Origin of the sequence: Geminicoccus sp., from assembly GCF_035556675.1 — a bacterium.
In the GTDB taxonomy this organism is placed as follows: Bacteria; Pseudomonadota; Alphaproteobacteria; order Geminicoccales; family Geminicoccaceae; genus Geminicoccus.
The window spans coordinates 1-12826 of the sequence record NZ_DATMFZ010000131.1; the positions used below are offsets into that span (position 1 = coordinate 1).

Below are 12826 nucleotides of genomic sequence, written 5' to 3' on the forward strand. Positions count from 1 at the left end.
CCCGCGCCGGCAACGCGTCATACTGAATCCAGCTCTGCGTCGCCAGCAGAGCGCCAGCGCTGAGCTTCGTCAATCCGATCGACTCAATTAGTGTCGCTGGCTTGGGTACCGGCGCGGCATCTTGCCAGCAACACAGATCCAATACGCTGCGGCGCATGACCCACGTTCCTGATCACCTGCTACGCAAGCTGTGGCCTGCCCAGGCGACCGCGAGTTTGATCGAGATGGTAGAGCGGTTCAGGAATGCGCGATCGCATGGTGATCTATTAGTCCACGAGCATCGCCTCCCTGGAAGAATCGATCCCGTTCAGAATGACCTCCGCGCCTGTAGGAAGACCCTCAGTCCCCACCCAGTCCAAACAGCCGGACCCGCTCGATCTCGTAGTTGACCTCGGGATCGTACGGCTGGACGGGAAGGTCGAGGGAGGAGACGGTGAGCTGGCCCAGGGCCGCCTTGAGCTGGAAGCTGGCGGTGACGGCGGAAGCACGGGCGCGGACCAGGTTGGAGCGGGAGCGGAACAGGTCGTACTGGGCGTCCAGCACGTCCAGCACGGTACGCAGCCCTAAGTTGGATTCGCGCTCCACGCCGCGCAGCGCCAGCGCGTTGGCTTCCGCCTCCATCTCGTAGGCGCCGATCGCCGAGCTGGCCGCGTCGACGGCGGTCCAGTAGGTACGGATGTCGCGCCGGACCTGATGGCCCATGGCCACCCGCTGGTTCTCCAGCTGCCGCACCGTGTGCTTCGACTCGCGCAGCTGTGCCGCGGCGGCCCCGCCCTGGAACAGGGGCACGGTCAGGGTGACGCCCACCTGGGCGCTCTGCTGGTCGTAGAATTCCGGGTTCGGGTCGTTGGCGTAGTTGAGCTGGCCCACGAGGTCGATGCTCGGCAGCAGGCCGGCAAAGGCGGCGTCGGTGTCGGAGCGGGCCGCGTCCACGTCCAGGGCGGCACGCCGGATATCCGGATTCTGCTCGGCCAGCGCATAGGCCGCATCCAGATCGTCGGGCAGGTCGGGGATCGGTGCCGGATCGCTCAACCGTTCTGGTGGCGGGCCGATGACCTGCTCGAAGGTGGCCTCGGAGCGGGCCAGGTCGGCGCGCGCCTGATCGCGGTCGGCACTGGCGCGGGCCAGGCGCGAGCGTGCCTGGATCAGGTCGGTCTGGGCGACCTCGCCCAGCTCGAAGCGCCGCTCCGTCGCGGCGAGCTGCCGAGACAGCCGGTCGTAATTGGCCTGGGCCTCCCCGATCAGCAGCCGGTCACGCCAGGTGTCGACATAGGCCGTGGCGGCGTTCAGCAGCACGTTCTGCTCGACGGACAAAAGGTTGGCCTGCCCGGAGCGCACCCGGCGCTCCGCACCCTGCAGCCGCGCCTGTGTCCCACCACCGGCCCACAGGTTCTGCTTGAGCGCCAGCGTGGCGAAGGTCGAATCGGCGTCCTGGGTTTCCAGCAGGTCCTCATACTGGGAGAAGTCGAAGCCCGGTGCGGAAGGGAACTCGAAGGCGCTCGTCTGCGATCCGCGGGTGAGCTGGCCCTGCAGCGTCGCGGTGAGGCTCGGATAATAGCCGGCACGGGCCTGCGCCACCCGCGAATCGGTCGCCCGCAGTGCGGCGCGCTCGGCAGCGAGGTCCGGATTGCTCAGGTAGGCCTCGACCAGGGCGGCATCGAGGGTCTGCTGGGCCGATGCGCTGCCCGTGCCCAGGAGGCCCAGCAGCAGGCTCAGCAGCAATGGGTTGGAGAACAGCCGTCGCTCGTTCATTGCCCGCCCATCGCCTGACCCGGTGAAGGGACAGGTGGAAACCAGCGAGCAGCCACAGTTCCAGTCGAAAACTCACGCTCAGACTGCGAATTTTCCGGATCAGAGCGCCAGATCGAGCCGGGCCAGCCCGCGCACGATCACGCCGTCCTGCCGTTCCCGGCCGCGCACCTCCAGCCTCGGCAGCCGCCGGGCGATGGCGGCGAAGGTCAGTTCCGCCTCCAGCCGGGCGAGCGGTGCGCCGATGCAGCTGTGGATGCCGCTGCCGAAGGCCAGCTGGCGTGCGGCCTCGCGGTCCAGGTCGAGCCGGTCGGGCTCCGGGAACACGCGCGGGTCGCGGTTGGCGGCACCCAGCCCGAAGCCCACCGTCTGCCCCTTGCGGATCGCGACCCCGGCCAGCTCGGCATCGTCCAGCGCATAGCGGAACGCGATCTGCTGCGGGCTGGTGAAGCGCAGGAGCTCGGCGACGACGGTGGGCATCACGACGTCGCCCCGACGCAGCCGGGCATAGGCGGCAGGTTCGCCGGCCAGCGCCAGCAGACCGTTGGCGACCAGCTGGGCCGAGGCCTCGTGCCCGGCGAACAGGAACAGGATGCAGGCGGAGAGCAGTTCCTCCTCGCTCAAGGCTTCGCCCCCGTCGCGCGCCTCGATCAGGAGGTCGAGCAGGTCGCCGCGCGGCCTGCGGCGGTGCATCGCGACGATATCGGCGAAATAGGCCTGCAGCTCGACCGCCTGCGCGGCACCGGTGCGGATGCTGGCCTCGGTGCGGATGACGTCCAGGGCGGCGGTGATCGCGCGCACCCAGTCGCGGATCAGCGGCCGGTCGCCCTCGGGCACACCAAGGAGCTCGCTGACCACGTCGATCGCGAGCGGGTAGGCGAGCTCGCCCACCACATCCACCGTGGTGCCGGCCGGCAGCCGGTCGACCATGCGCTCCGCCAGCGCCGCGATCGAGGCACGCTGACCGGCGACGGCCCGCGGCGCGAATACCGGGGCTGCCAGCCGGCGCAGCCGCGCATGGTCCGGCGGGTCCTTGAACAGCATCCAGTGCTGGATCATCGCCATGAGCGGCCGCTCGTGCGCCGGCACCGGCGGCAGGGCACCCTGCGGCAGCAGCTTCGCGATCTCCCGCCCGAACCGCTGGTCCTTCAGCCCGGCCGCCACATCGGCATGGCGGCTGACGAACCAGAACCCCCAGAAGCCCGGCACCGGGGCGGACGACCAGGCGACCGGTGCGGTTTCCCGCAGCCAGGCATAGGCCGGATAGGGGTCGGCCAGGTTTTCGGCTGCGAGCGGATGGAATAGCGTCACCGGCATGGCCGGCAGATAAACAGGGCGGACGGACCGCCGCAACCGACGGACGTGCATGCGACTTCTCGCGATCAGCGACCTGCATCTCGGCAGCCCCACCAACCGCGACGCCCTGGATGCGCTCGGCAGCTATCCCGAGGACTGGCTGATCGTGGCCGGTGATGTCGCCGAGAGCTTCGGGCGGATCGGCGAGGGCTTCGCCGCACTCTGCCGGCGCTTTGCCCGGGTCATCTGGGTTCCAGGCAACCATGAACTATGGTCGCTGCCCGGCGAGGATGGCGGGCTGCGAGGTGCCGGGCGCTACGCAGGCCTGGTCGAGCTGGCACGCAGCCATGGCGTGCTGACACCGGAGGACCCGCCGCCGGTCTGGGACGGCCCGGGCGGCCCGGTCCGGATCGTGCCGATCTTCACCCTCTACGACTACAGCTTCGCCCCGGAGGGGATGACGCCGGAGCAGGTGGTAGCCTGGGCAGCGGAGACGGACATCCACCCGGTGGACGAGGTCCTGCTCCATCCGGATCCGCACGCCTCCCGGGTCGCCTGGTGCCGGGAGCGGCTGGCGCTGACCGAGCGGCGTCTGGCCGACCTGGCATCGGACATGCCGTGCGTGCTGGTGAGCCACTGGCCGCTTTGCGAGGAACTCGTGCGGATCCCGCGCGTGCCGCGCTTCGCCCCCTGGTGCGGCACCCGTGCCACCAGGGCCTGGCCCTGGCGGTTCGGCGCGCTCGCCTGCGTCTTTGGCCATCTCCACGTCCGCGGCCGGCGCTGGCTCGACGGCATCCGCTTCGAGGAAGTGTCGCTGGGCTATCCCAGGCAATGGCAGCCGGCCCTGGGGCTCGCCCCCTATCTCAGGCAGGTCCTGCCGATGCTGCCGGAGGCCGGTGACCCCTGAAGACCTGGGTCGCGTCGTGGAAACTGATGGCGGCGGGCGCATCCGGGGCGAGCGCCAGGGCCAGCGCCATCCGGTGCCGCCGGTCCGGTCGCAGCCGGTGCAACCGCCAGACCGGCGGCAGCGCACCGGCAACCGCCGTCATCGTCACCGGCCCATCGCCTTCCGGCACCACCAGCCGGTCCAGCGGCAGGGACAGCCCGCCGCCATGGGCCTTGGCGACCGCTTCCTTGCCGACCCACAGCCCCACCAGGGCCTCCTGGCGTGCGCTGCCCTGCCGTGCTGTGACGCGATCCCGCTCGCCCGGAGCCAGTAGCCCGTCCAGCAGCTCAAGGCTCAGTTCCGGCCGATCCGCCGGCTCCACATCGATCCCGACACGGCAGCCGTCCGCCAGGGCGCACACCGCAAGGCCGCCGCCATGAGCGAGATTGAAGTCGAGCATCCCCCTCGGGTGGGCCAGGAACGGCCGGCCGCCGGGAGCACGGCCGAACCGCAATTCCGCGGGCGGCAGGCCCAGCCGCCTGCCGATGGCATGGCGGGCAAGGGCATAGGCGGCGGCGTGCAGGTGGCGCGGATGATCAACCAGAAAGCGACGATTGCGGGCCTGCTCATCTGAACTCAGCAAGCTCCGTACCTGCTCGTGATCGACGCTGTTCAGGTCGTCGACGCTGCAGAACCAGACCTCCACACCCACAATTCTGGAAATTTCAGGTTTCACCCGCGCAACGCTCATGATACGTCTTATGCTGCGGCTTGCCATATCCTAACGCGCAGGGGCGTCATCTCACCATGGCAATCAAGCTCGACAAGGACATTCGCCGGGTCATCGTCCTGGGTGGCGACCAGCCCCGGCGCCGGGTCTACGACGCCGACCGTGGGTCGCGCTACGACGATGATGACGGGATCCGGGTGACCGTACTGCAACGTGATCGGTACGGCCGGCTGGTCGCCAAGGAGCGCTACGAGAGCGAGGGCGAGTATCGCCGCAAGAAGCAGTCGCCAATGCTCCGGCCGATCGAGCGGGTGCTGCGGCGTGCGATCAAGTTCGAGGCCCGGCTGCTCAACGAATATCTGGGCCGCCACGAGCGCTCGAACAGCCGGAAGCGGGACGGCTGGATCAAGGATCTGTCGGATAATGTCACCAGGTCGATCCGCAAGTCGAAGCCGCGCTACATCATCCGTGGCCGTGACTGACACCGGGCCTGCCCGCCGCCGCCAAGCTGGATCAGGAGAAGGAACGATGGCCGAAACCACCGTCGTCGAGAAGAAGCAGGTCGAGCCGCCGCCGCCGGAGCCGACGAGCGAGACCGTCATCATCGACATGGGCGAGCACAGCCGCCGGCGCGTGCGCCAGCTGCGCCGCGGCGAGGGCCGCCTGATGGAGAAGGTCGAGGACGCGCTCGCCGATCTCGAGGAGCAGGGCGTCATCGAGGCGAGCGCCCAGCGCGTCGTGATCGTGGTCCGCCAGGAGCCGAGCCTGGGCGGGCTGTTCGACGACGATGACGACGATGATGACGACGACGATTGAGTGACGGACCGGCCGCCCGCTCTGGAGCGGCCGGCCGCTTGCCCTCCTTGGTTGGACGTGCGGATCTCGAGATAGATGGCTGAACTGCCGCTGCCGCAGGCGTCTGCCGAGCGTGGGCCGCGCCTGTCCTGGAAGGGCTGGCTGTTCATCGTCCTGCTTTGCCTGGGCATGGCAGGTGCCGCATTCTATCGCTTCGACCCGCTGCGCCACTCGGTCGCCACCACCCCGGTAGTGGCACCGCCGGTCTCCGTGACCGCTGCGGAAGCCAGGATGCAGAAGGTCCAGCCGGAACTGACCTTCGTCGCCAGCCTCACGGCACTCCGGCGCATCACGATCTCGCCCTATACCAGCGGCCACATCGTCGAGATCCTGGTGCCCGACGGCGCGGAGGTGACGGCCGGCCAGGCGATCTACCGGCTCGACGACCGCAGCGCGCAGGCCGAGCTGGCGCTGGCCAAAGGCCGGGTCGAGCAGAACCGGGCCAAGCTCGAGCGCGACCGGACCCTGCAGCGCGAAGGCTTCCTGGCGCAGGTGTCGCTGGCCGCGAGCCGGGCGGATCTGGCCGAGGCGGAGGTCGACGTGGAGCTCAAGCAGCTCAATCTCGACCTCTTGACGATCAAGGCGCCGTTCACCGGGCGGCTCGAGCGCCACCAGGTGGCACTCGGCCAGTACGTGACCTCGGGCACGGCGATGATCGATCTGGTCGACCCTGGCGAGGTCGCCGCCGACTTCCATGTGCCCGAGCGGCAGCTCGCCCAGATCCGGCCAGGGGCGAAGATCAGCTTCCACAGCAGCGCCACGAGCCAGTCGTTCGCGGGCACGGTGTCCTTCATCTCGTCGGTGATCGACCCGGAGACCCGCAGCTTTGCGGTCCGCGCCCGGCTGGATGGTGCGGGGAAGGAGCTGCTGCCCGGACTGTTCGGCAGCCTGACGATCGCCACCGGCGCACCGCGCGACGCCGTGGTGGTGCCCGAACCGACACTGGTGCAGCGGCTCACCAGTGCGGAGGTCTACAAGCTGGTGGACGGCAAGGCGCGGCTGGTCCCGGTCGAGACCGGCATCCGCGGCCCGGCCGGGGTGGAGATCACCCGCGGACTCTCGGCCGGTGACCAGGTGGTCACGTCCGGCCAGTTCCGGCTGCGCGACGGTGATGCCGTGGCCATAGAGACGGCATCCGCTCCATGAACATCTCGGCGGTCTGGATCCGCCGGCCGGCGCTCACCATCGTGGTGAGCCTGATCCCGGCCATTCTCGGCCTGTTCGCCCTCACCCGGGTCGAGATCCGCGACCTGCCGCGCTTCGACATCCCGCTCATCCAGATCGTGACCGCCCTGCCGGGCGGAGCGCCCGAGCAGATCGCCAGCCGCATCACCGTCCCGATCGAGCAGGCGGTCGCCACGGTCGGCAATGTCGACACGGTGATCTCGCGCAGCGAGGCGGGCCTGAGCTCGGTCCAGGTGACCTTCCAGTTCGGCGTCGATTCGGTGGGGGCCGCCAACCAGGTCCAGTCCGCGATCAGCCAGATCCTGGGCCAATTGCCGGCGGAGGCCGAACGGCCGGTGATCTCGCGGCTGAGCCTCGACAACGTGCCGGTGCTCTATCTCTCGCTCGCGAGCGAGACCATGTCGGAGGTCGATCTCAGCGACCTCGCCGCCCGGGTGGTGGTGCCGCAGCTTTCGACGGTCCAGGGCGTCGGCAGCATCCAGGTGATCGGCGACCGGCGGCCGGTCATGGCGGTCACGGTCGATCCCACCAACCTCCAGGCGATGGGAGTGAGTGCCAGCGACATCGCCGCCGCCATCCAGCAGCGCAACACCGACGTGCCGGCCGGCGACGTCGCCAGCGAGAGCGGCCGCACCAGCATCCAGCTCGGTGCGACCGACGATCCGGTGGCTGCAGTGGCCAAGGTGGTGGTGCGGCGCAACGGCGATCAGGTGGTGCGCCTCGGCGATGTCGGTGACGTGCAGATCACCGGTGAGGACAGCACGACCCGGGTGCAGATCAATGGCCAGTCGGCCGTGGCGCTGGGCATCATGCGCCAGTCGACCGCCAACTCGCTGGTGCTGGCCCAGGCATTGCGCGACGCCATCCCGCAGCTCCAGTCGGTGCTGCCGCCCGACGTGCAGATCGCCGTGGCCTTCGACACCACCTTGTCGATCAGCGCCTCGCTGGACGAGGTGCGCGACTCCCTGCTGATCGCGATCGGCCTGGTGATCCTGGTGGTGTTCGCCTTCCTGGGGTCGCTGCGCTCCTCCCTGATCACCCTGGTGACCATCCCGCTCTCGCTGCTGACCACGGTCGTCTTCATCTATTTCATCGGGTTCAGCTTCAACACCTTCACCCTTCTGGCTTTCATTCTGGCGATCGGCCTGGTGGTCGACGATGCGATCGTCGATGTCGAGAACGTCCAGCGGCATATCGACGAAGGCCTGAGCCCAATAGACGCGGCCTTCGTCGGCAGTGCCGAGATCGGCTTTGCCATCATCGCCACCACGATCACGCTAGCATCACTCTATGTCCCCATCGGCCTGGCACCGGGGATGCTGGGTGCCCTGTTCCGCGAGTTCGGCCTCACCCTCGCCGTGGCGGTGCTGATCTCGGGCGTCATCTCGCGCACCCTGTCGCCGATGATGTGCTCGCGCCTGCTGCGCCCGACCCGGAGCAACTTCTATTCACGCGCCATCGACCATGGCTTCGACTGGCTGGTGCACGGCTACCGGGGGCTGCTGCGCCGCCTCCTGGGCTCGCGGCTCGCGGTAGGACTCCTGGCGATCACCGTCCTGGCGGTGGGCGGGCTTGCCGGCAGCACGCTGCAGGGCGAGTTCGCGCCGGCCGAGGACGAGGGCTACCTCCTGGTGCAACTCGACGCGCCCACCAACGCCACTGCCGACTATCTGGTCCGGCATGCCGCCGCGGTGGAGAAGGTGTTCGACACCGTGCCGGAGAAGAGCGGCTCCCTGATCATCCTGGGGATTCCCGCCTCCAACCAGGGCTATGCCTTCCTGCTCCTGGAGGACTGGGAGGCGCGGGAGCGCTCGGCCCGGGAGATCGGCGAATCGATCCGCGCCGAACTCGGTGCCATCGCTGGGCTCGGCACCACGCTGATCCCGCCCGATCCCTTGAGCGGTGCCCAGGCGCAGCCGCTCCAGCTCGTGATCAAGGGGCCGATGGGCTACGAGGCGCTGGCCCGGGTCGCCGACCGGATCCTGGCCAAGGCGCAGGGCGACCCCGCCATCAGCGCGCCATCGGTCGACCTGAGCTTCGACCTGCCGCAGATCGACCTGGAGGTCGACGAGGCGCTGGCGGCGGATCGCGGCGTGGACGTGCAGTCGATTGCCGGTGCCCTGCGCATGCTGTTCGGCGGCTACGACGTGGACCGCTTCTCCTGGCAGGGCGAACTCTACAAGATCCAGCTCGAGCTGGAGCGCGCCTTTGCCGAGCGGCCGGAAAGCATCGGCCTGGTCGGGGTGCGGGCAGGGGATGGGCGGCTGGTGCCGCTCGATACCTTCGTGAGCGTCGAGATCAGTGCCGGGGCCAGCTTCCTGCCGCGCTTCAACCAGCTCGCCTCCGCCCAGATCTCCGCCGATGCCGGTCCGGGCTTCAGCACCGGCTCGGCCCTGGACCGGCTGACCGCGCTGGCCCAGGCCGAGCTCGAGCCCGGCATGCAGATCGACTACAACGGCGCCTCGCGTCAGCTGAAGCAGGCCAACGCCGCCGATGGTGCGGTGTTCCTGCTGGGCATCGTGTTCATCTTCCTGACGCTCACCGCTCAGTTCGAGAGCTTCCGCGACCCCTGCATCGTGCTGCTGGTGGTGCCGCTGTCGATCGCAGGGGCGATCGTGGCTCTCGCTTTGTTCGGCGGCTCGCTCAACGTCTACAGCGGCATCGGCTTCATCACGCTGGTGGGCCTGATCGCCAAGCACGGCATCCTGATCACCGAGTTCGCCAACCAGCTCCGCGACCGCGGCGTGGAGCTGCGCGAGGCGGTGATCGAGTCGGCGGCCCTGCGCCTGCGCCCGATCCTGATGACCACGCTCGCCATGGTGCTGGGCTCGGTGCCGCTCCTGTTCGCCACCGGTGCCGGTGCGGTCAGCCGGATGAATATCGGGCTGGTCCTGGTCGGCGGCCTCGTGGTCGGCACACTGCTGGCCCTGTTCGTGGTGCCGGTGGTGTACACCCTGATCACCCGCAAGATCCGCCAGCCGCATGTCGAGATCAGCAAGGGGGCCGAGGAGCGGCTGGAGGAAATGGGTTTAGGCTGAGGCGGCCGCCGCCAGCTTCTCCACCAGCCGGTCCAGCGGCAAGGGCGGCCGGCTCGCTGGCGTGACGCTCGCGACCAGCAGCGCTTCCCCGCTACCGCTCGCCGCCAGCACCGGGGCGCCGGGATTGACCCCGGCCAGCGCCATGTACCAGGTGGCGCGACCATGGCTGCCGGCCGGAAGATCCTGGCGCCCGCCATTGCTGACCGTGAGCGGCGGCGCTGCCGGCGGGACGAAGCGGGCGCCGGCCAGGGTCCGGGGCAGTTCGGCCAGCGCAGCACCGGCCGCACCCGACGCGAGCGCGGTGCGCACGTTGGTGCTGGCAGCCCGTGCCCGCTCCCAGAACGGGGCGGCATCCGGCAATTCCGTCTCCAGGTGGGACAGGGCGAGCCAGGCTTCCCCGGCCAGGGATGGCGGCAGGAAGCGGCGCATGTCGACCGCGTGGCCGAGCTTCGACGTGGTACCCGTCGGCAGCGCCGCTACCAGTGCGCCATGCAGCGTCGTTCCCTCGGCCCGGCAGCGCGCCTGCAGACGATCGAACGCGGCGGGCGGCAGGCGGTCCACCGCGAGGCATGCAGGTTCCGGGCTGGGCAGGAGGGCCGCCAGCTTCGCCAGATCCAGCGACCGCAGCCGGTCGGTCATGCGCCGGCTCCACCAGCCCAGCACTTCGTCCTGGACCGACGGATCCGGCCAGGCCTCGTCGGCCAGGAGTTCCTCGAAGGAAGGCGGCAGTGGGGGCAGGGGGCGGCCGTCCAGCAGATGACCGACCAGTGCCAGGCCGCCGCGCGCATCGGTCAGCGCATGATGCAGCGCCAGCAGCACGACCGTCCCGCCCGCTTCCTCCACCACGCTCAGGCGCCAGGCGGGCGCGCCGGCCATGCCCACCGGCGCGCGCAGCAGCGCTTCAGCCACTTCGACCCAGGGGCCAGTGCCGCGCTCGGTCCTGCCATCCGCCGAGGAGGCACCCCAGCGCGGCAGCCCGTCCGCATCCAGCTCGATCACGGGCAGGGCCAGCCGGTCCGGTGCCCGCCACCCCTCGACGCCGAAGGCCAGCACGATGTTGAACGGGCAGGAATGGCCGAGCAGCCAGTACTTGGCTTCCTCCGGACCCAGAGGGCGGGTCAATTCTTGTAGTCCGGCTGCTCCGCGAGCCTGAGCAGACGCCGGCAGATGATCAGCACCCAGGCGATGATGCAGATATAGACGACTGATTCGCCATACGTGATGTGCTCCATGAAATCGAGGATCGCGTTCGATTCCTCGCCCAGGCCGTCCAGGTCGAACTCGTGATGGTTCTGGAAATGGGCGAACAGCGCGAACAGGAGCCCGAAGCCGAACGCGTAGATCAGGCCGCGCAGGATCACCGCACCCATGCTGGCGAGCTTGCTGACCGAGCCGGTGAGCGACAGGGTCTCGTTGCGCAGGAGCGGGCGCAGCAGGAGATCATACTCCTGGACTGCTTCGGTCATTCGCCCAACCGTCACCTCGAGTGTGTGGCGCAGGCCCCGGCCGCGCAGCGCCCGGGAGCGGGCGTTCTCGAAGTAGCGGTCGAACAGGCGCATGTAGTTGGCGTTCGGGATCAGGAACTGCATCGAGGCGTCGAGCGTCGCCCAGGTCCGGCTGATCCGCATGAAGGTCCAGCTCGGCTGGACCCTGTACTTGTAGAGGATCCGCCCGGAGTCCGAGCCGGCACTGCTCAGCGCCTTCTCGTGGTAGGGGATGTTGCGCAGGTGGGTGCGTGCCTCCCAGTTGCGGTAGGAGCGGATCAGGTCGCGGCGCAGCGCGGTCAGCTTGAGGGTCGGCAGGTCCGGGCAGAGCCGCAGCAGGTAGTCGGCAGCGCGCGAGAAATCCTTCTTCGCCAAAGCGCGCAGGCTCATCAGATAGAGGTCGAGGAACTCGCGCTCCATCGTGCCGATCGTACCCATGTCGATCAGCGCCACCCGGTTGTCGCGCAGCAGCATGATGTTGCCGGGATGCAGGTCGGCGTGGAACAGATTGTCCTCGAGGAGCTGGCGCAGTGCGGAGATGAACAGGCGCTGGGCGACCTTCTTCGGCCGGATCCCGTTCTGCAGGCACCAGGCCTCCGCCCGCTCCGGGTCGGCGCTGGCGACCTCGATATATTCCGACATCAGGACGCCCGGCACGAACTCCATCACGATCACGGACGCGGTCGACAGGTGGAAGAACGGGCGCGGCACGTGCACGCCGTGCCGCTTCAGGCTCTTGCGCATCCGATCCAGGTTGGCCGCCTCGTAGCGGTAGTCGAGTTCCTCCCGCATCATCGTCTCGAGCTCCCACAGCGCATCCTGCATGCGCATGTGCCGGCCGAGCCTGAACCAGTGGAGCACGTCCACGATCCGCTTGAACACCCGCAGGTCGCCCTCGAAGGACGGGACGATTCCGGGACGGCGGACCTTCACGATCACGACCTCGCCGGTCTGTCGCAGCACCGCGCGATGGACCTGGGCGATCGAGGCGGCGGCGAACGGTTCCGGGTCGAAATGGCTGAAATGGTGGGCCAGGCGGCCGCGCAGCTCCTTCTCGATCTCCGCCACCGCGTGCTCCGCCGGGAAGCCTACCGCCTCGAACTGCAGGCGCGACAGTTCCCGGCACATCGCGTCGGAGAACATGTCGGTGCGCAGCGACAGGAGCTGGCCGAGCTTCACCCACAGCCCGCCGAAATGCTCGAACAGCGCGCGCAGCTCCCTGGCATTGCGCTCGTCGGCATCCTTGTGGATCCAGAGATTGATCCGGTAGCGGATCAGATAGGCGATCAGCGCCAGGAACACCGCCAGGCCGCGCCAGCCGCCCCGCTTGCGCGCAGCCACGATCTTGACCTTGCGCCGGTCACGCTCTGCCCGCAGCGGCGTGGGGACCAGGTCGTCGTCGATGGCGAAGTGCCGGAAGTCGCTGCCGAGCCTGTCGTCAGTCTCAGTCCCGGAAGAACCCGAATGAACGCGGCGAAAGACGACGGCCTGATGCGGCATGGCACAGGATTTCTCTCGCTGGAGGATGCCGGAAGGCCGTTCCATCCGGAACGGCGCAGCTAAAGTGCCGCGCTGCAAGCGTTGCAGCTAGCCTTTAAGTCAT

Annotated in this window: 10 protein-coding genes; 5 read left to right on the forward strand and 5 right to left on the reverse strand. The window is 68.9% G+C overall.

The window, feature by feature from the left end:
• Positions 1–339: 339 nt before the first annotated feature.
• Both VNS22_RS10370 and VNS22_RS10375 read right to left on the reverse strand, forming a co-directional pair.
• Positions 340–1752 carry a TolC family outer membrane protein gene (locus VNS22_RS10370; RefSeq protein ID WP_325732096.1) on the reverse strand — a complete coding sequence of 471 codons (1413 nt, stop codon included), beginning with the start codon at positions 1750–1752 and terminating at the stop codon, positions 340–342.
• Between the two features lie 99 nt (positions 1753–1851).
• Positions 1852–3060, reverse strand: coding sequence for a cytochrome P450 (locus VNS22_RS10375; RefSeq protein ID WP_325732098.1), 1209 nt, complete (start codon positions 3058–3060; stop codon positions 1852–1854).
• A gap of 55 nt (positions 3061–3115) precedes the next feature.
• Between VNS22_RS10375 and VNS22_RS10380 the strand changes: the two genes are divergently transcribed.
• Positions 3116–3952 (forward strand): metallophosphoesterase, encoded by an 837-nt coding sequence (locus VNS22_RS10380; RefSeq protein WP_325732100.1) that lies wholly within the window; start codon positions 3116–3118, stop codon positions 3950–3952.
• Here the strand turns inward: VNS22_RS10380 and VNS22_RS10385 are convergent.
• Complete coding sequence (locus VNS22_RS10385; RefSeq protein WP_325732102.1) at positions 3909–4682, reverse strand: 4'-phosphopantetheinyl transferase family protein; 774 nt, start codon at positions 4680–4682, stop codon at positions 3909–3911. The two genes, VNS22_RS10380 and VNS22_RS10385, sit on opposite strands and share 44 nt — an antisense overlap.
• A 56-nt stretch (positions 4683–4738) precedes the next feature.
• Between VNS22_RS10385 and VNS22_RS10390 the strand changes: the two genes are divergently transcribed.
• From VNS22_RS10390 to VNS22_RS10405, 4 genes are all read left to right on the forward strand, one after another.
• Positions 4739–5143, forward strand: coding sequence for a hypothetical protein (locus VNS22_RS10390; protein ID WP_325732104.1), 405 nt, complete (start codon positions 4739–4741; stop codon positions 5141–5143).
• 46 nt (positions 5144–5189) lie between these two features.
• Positions 5190–5477 (forward strand): hypothetical protein, encoded by a 288-nt coding sequence (locus VNS22_RS10395; RefSeq protein WP_325732106.1) that lies wholly within the window; start codon positions 5190–5192, stop codon positions 5475–5477.
• Positions 5478–5552: 75 nt separating this feature from the next.
• Entirely contained in the window at positions 5553–6662 is a 1110-nt protein-coding gene (locus VNS22_RS10400; RefSeq protein WP_325732108.1) for an efflux RND transporter periplasmic adaptor subunit, read from the forward strand.
• Complete coding sequence (locus VNS22_RS10405) at positions 6659–9739, forward strand: efflux RND transporter permease subunit (protein ID WP_325732110.1); 3081 nt, start codon at positions 6659–6661, stop codon at positions 9737–9739. The genes VNS22_RS10400 and VNS22_RS10405 overlap by 4 nt, the downstream gene beginning before the upstream one ends.
• Here the strand turns inward: VNS22_RS10405 and VNS22_RS10410 are convergent.
• Both VNS22_RS10410 and VNS22_RS10415 read right to left on the reverse strand, forming a co-directional pair.
• Entirely contained in the window at positions 9731–10861 is a 1131-nt protein-coding gene (locus VNS22_RS10410; protein ID WP_325732112.1) for a hypothetical protein, read from the reverse strand. The two genes, VNS22_RS10405 and VNS22_RS10410, sit on opposite strands and share 9 nt — an antisense overlap.
• Complete coding sequence (locus tag VNS22_RS10415) at positions 10858–12723, reverse strand: AarF/ABC1/UbiB kinase family protein (protein WP_325732114.1); 1866 nt, start codon at positions 12721–12723, stop codon at positions 10858–10860. The genes VNS22_RS10410 and VNS22_RS10415 overlap by 4 nt, the downstream gene beginning before the upstream one ends.
• Positions 12724–12826 lie beyond the last annotated feature (103 nt).

Excerpts from the sequence above, each read along its gene's own strand:
- VNS22_RS10370 (WP_325732096.1), bottom strand. The coding sequence starts at position 1,752 with ATGAACGAGCGACGGCTGTTCTCCAACCCATTGCTGCTGAGCCTGCTG.
- VNS22_RS10385 (WP_325732102.1), bottom strand. The coding sequence starts at position 4,682 with ATGAGCGTTGCGCGGGTGAAACCTGAAATTTCCAGAATTGTGGGTGTG.
- VNS22_RS10400 (WP_325732108.1), top strand. The coding sequence starts at position 5,553 with ATGGCTGAACTGCCGCTGCCGCAGGCGTCTGCCGAGCGTGGGCCGCGC.
- VNS22_RS10380 (WP_325732100.1), top strand. The coding sequence starts at position 3,116 with ATGCGACTTCTCGCGATCAGCGACCTGCATCTCGGCAGCCCCACCAAC.
- VNS22_RS10395 (WP_325732106.1), top strand. The coding sequence starts at position 5,190 with ATGGCCGAAACCACCGTCGTCGAGAAGAAGCAGGTCGAGCCGCCGCCG.
- VNS22_RS10405 (WP_325732110.1), top strand. The coding sequence starts at position 6,659 with ATGAACATCTCGGCGGTCTGGATCCGCCGGCCGGCGCTCACCATCGTG.
- VNS22_RS10415 (WP_325732114.1), bottom strand. The coding sequence starts at position 12,723 with ATGCCGCATCAGGCCGTCGTCTTTCGCCGCGTTCATTCGGGTTCTTCC.
- VNS22_RS10390 (WP_325732104.1), top strand. The coding sequence starts at position 4,739 with ATGGCAATCAAGCTCGACAAGGACATTCGCCGGGTCATCGTCCTGGGT.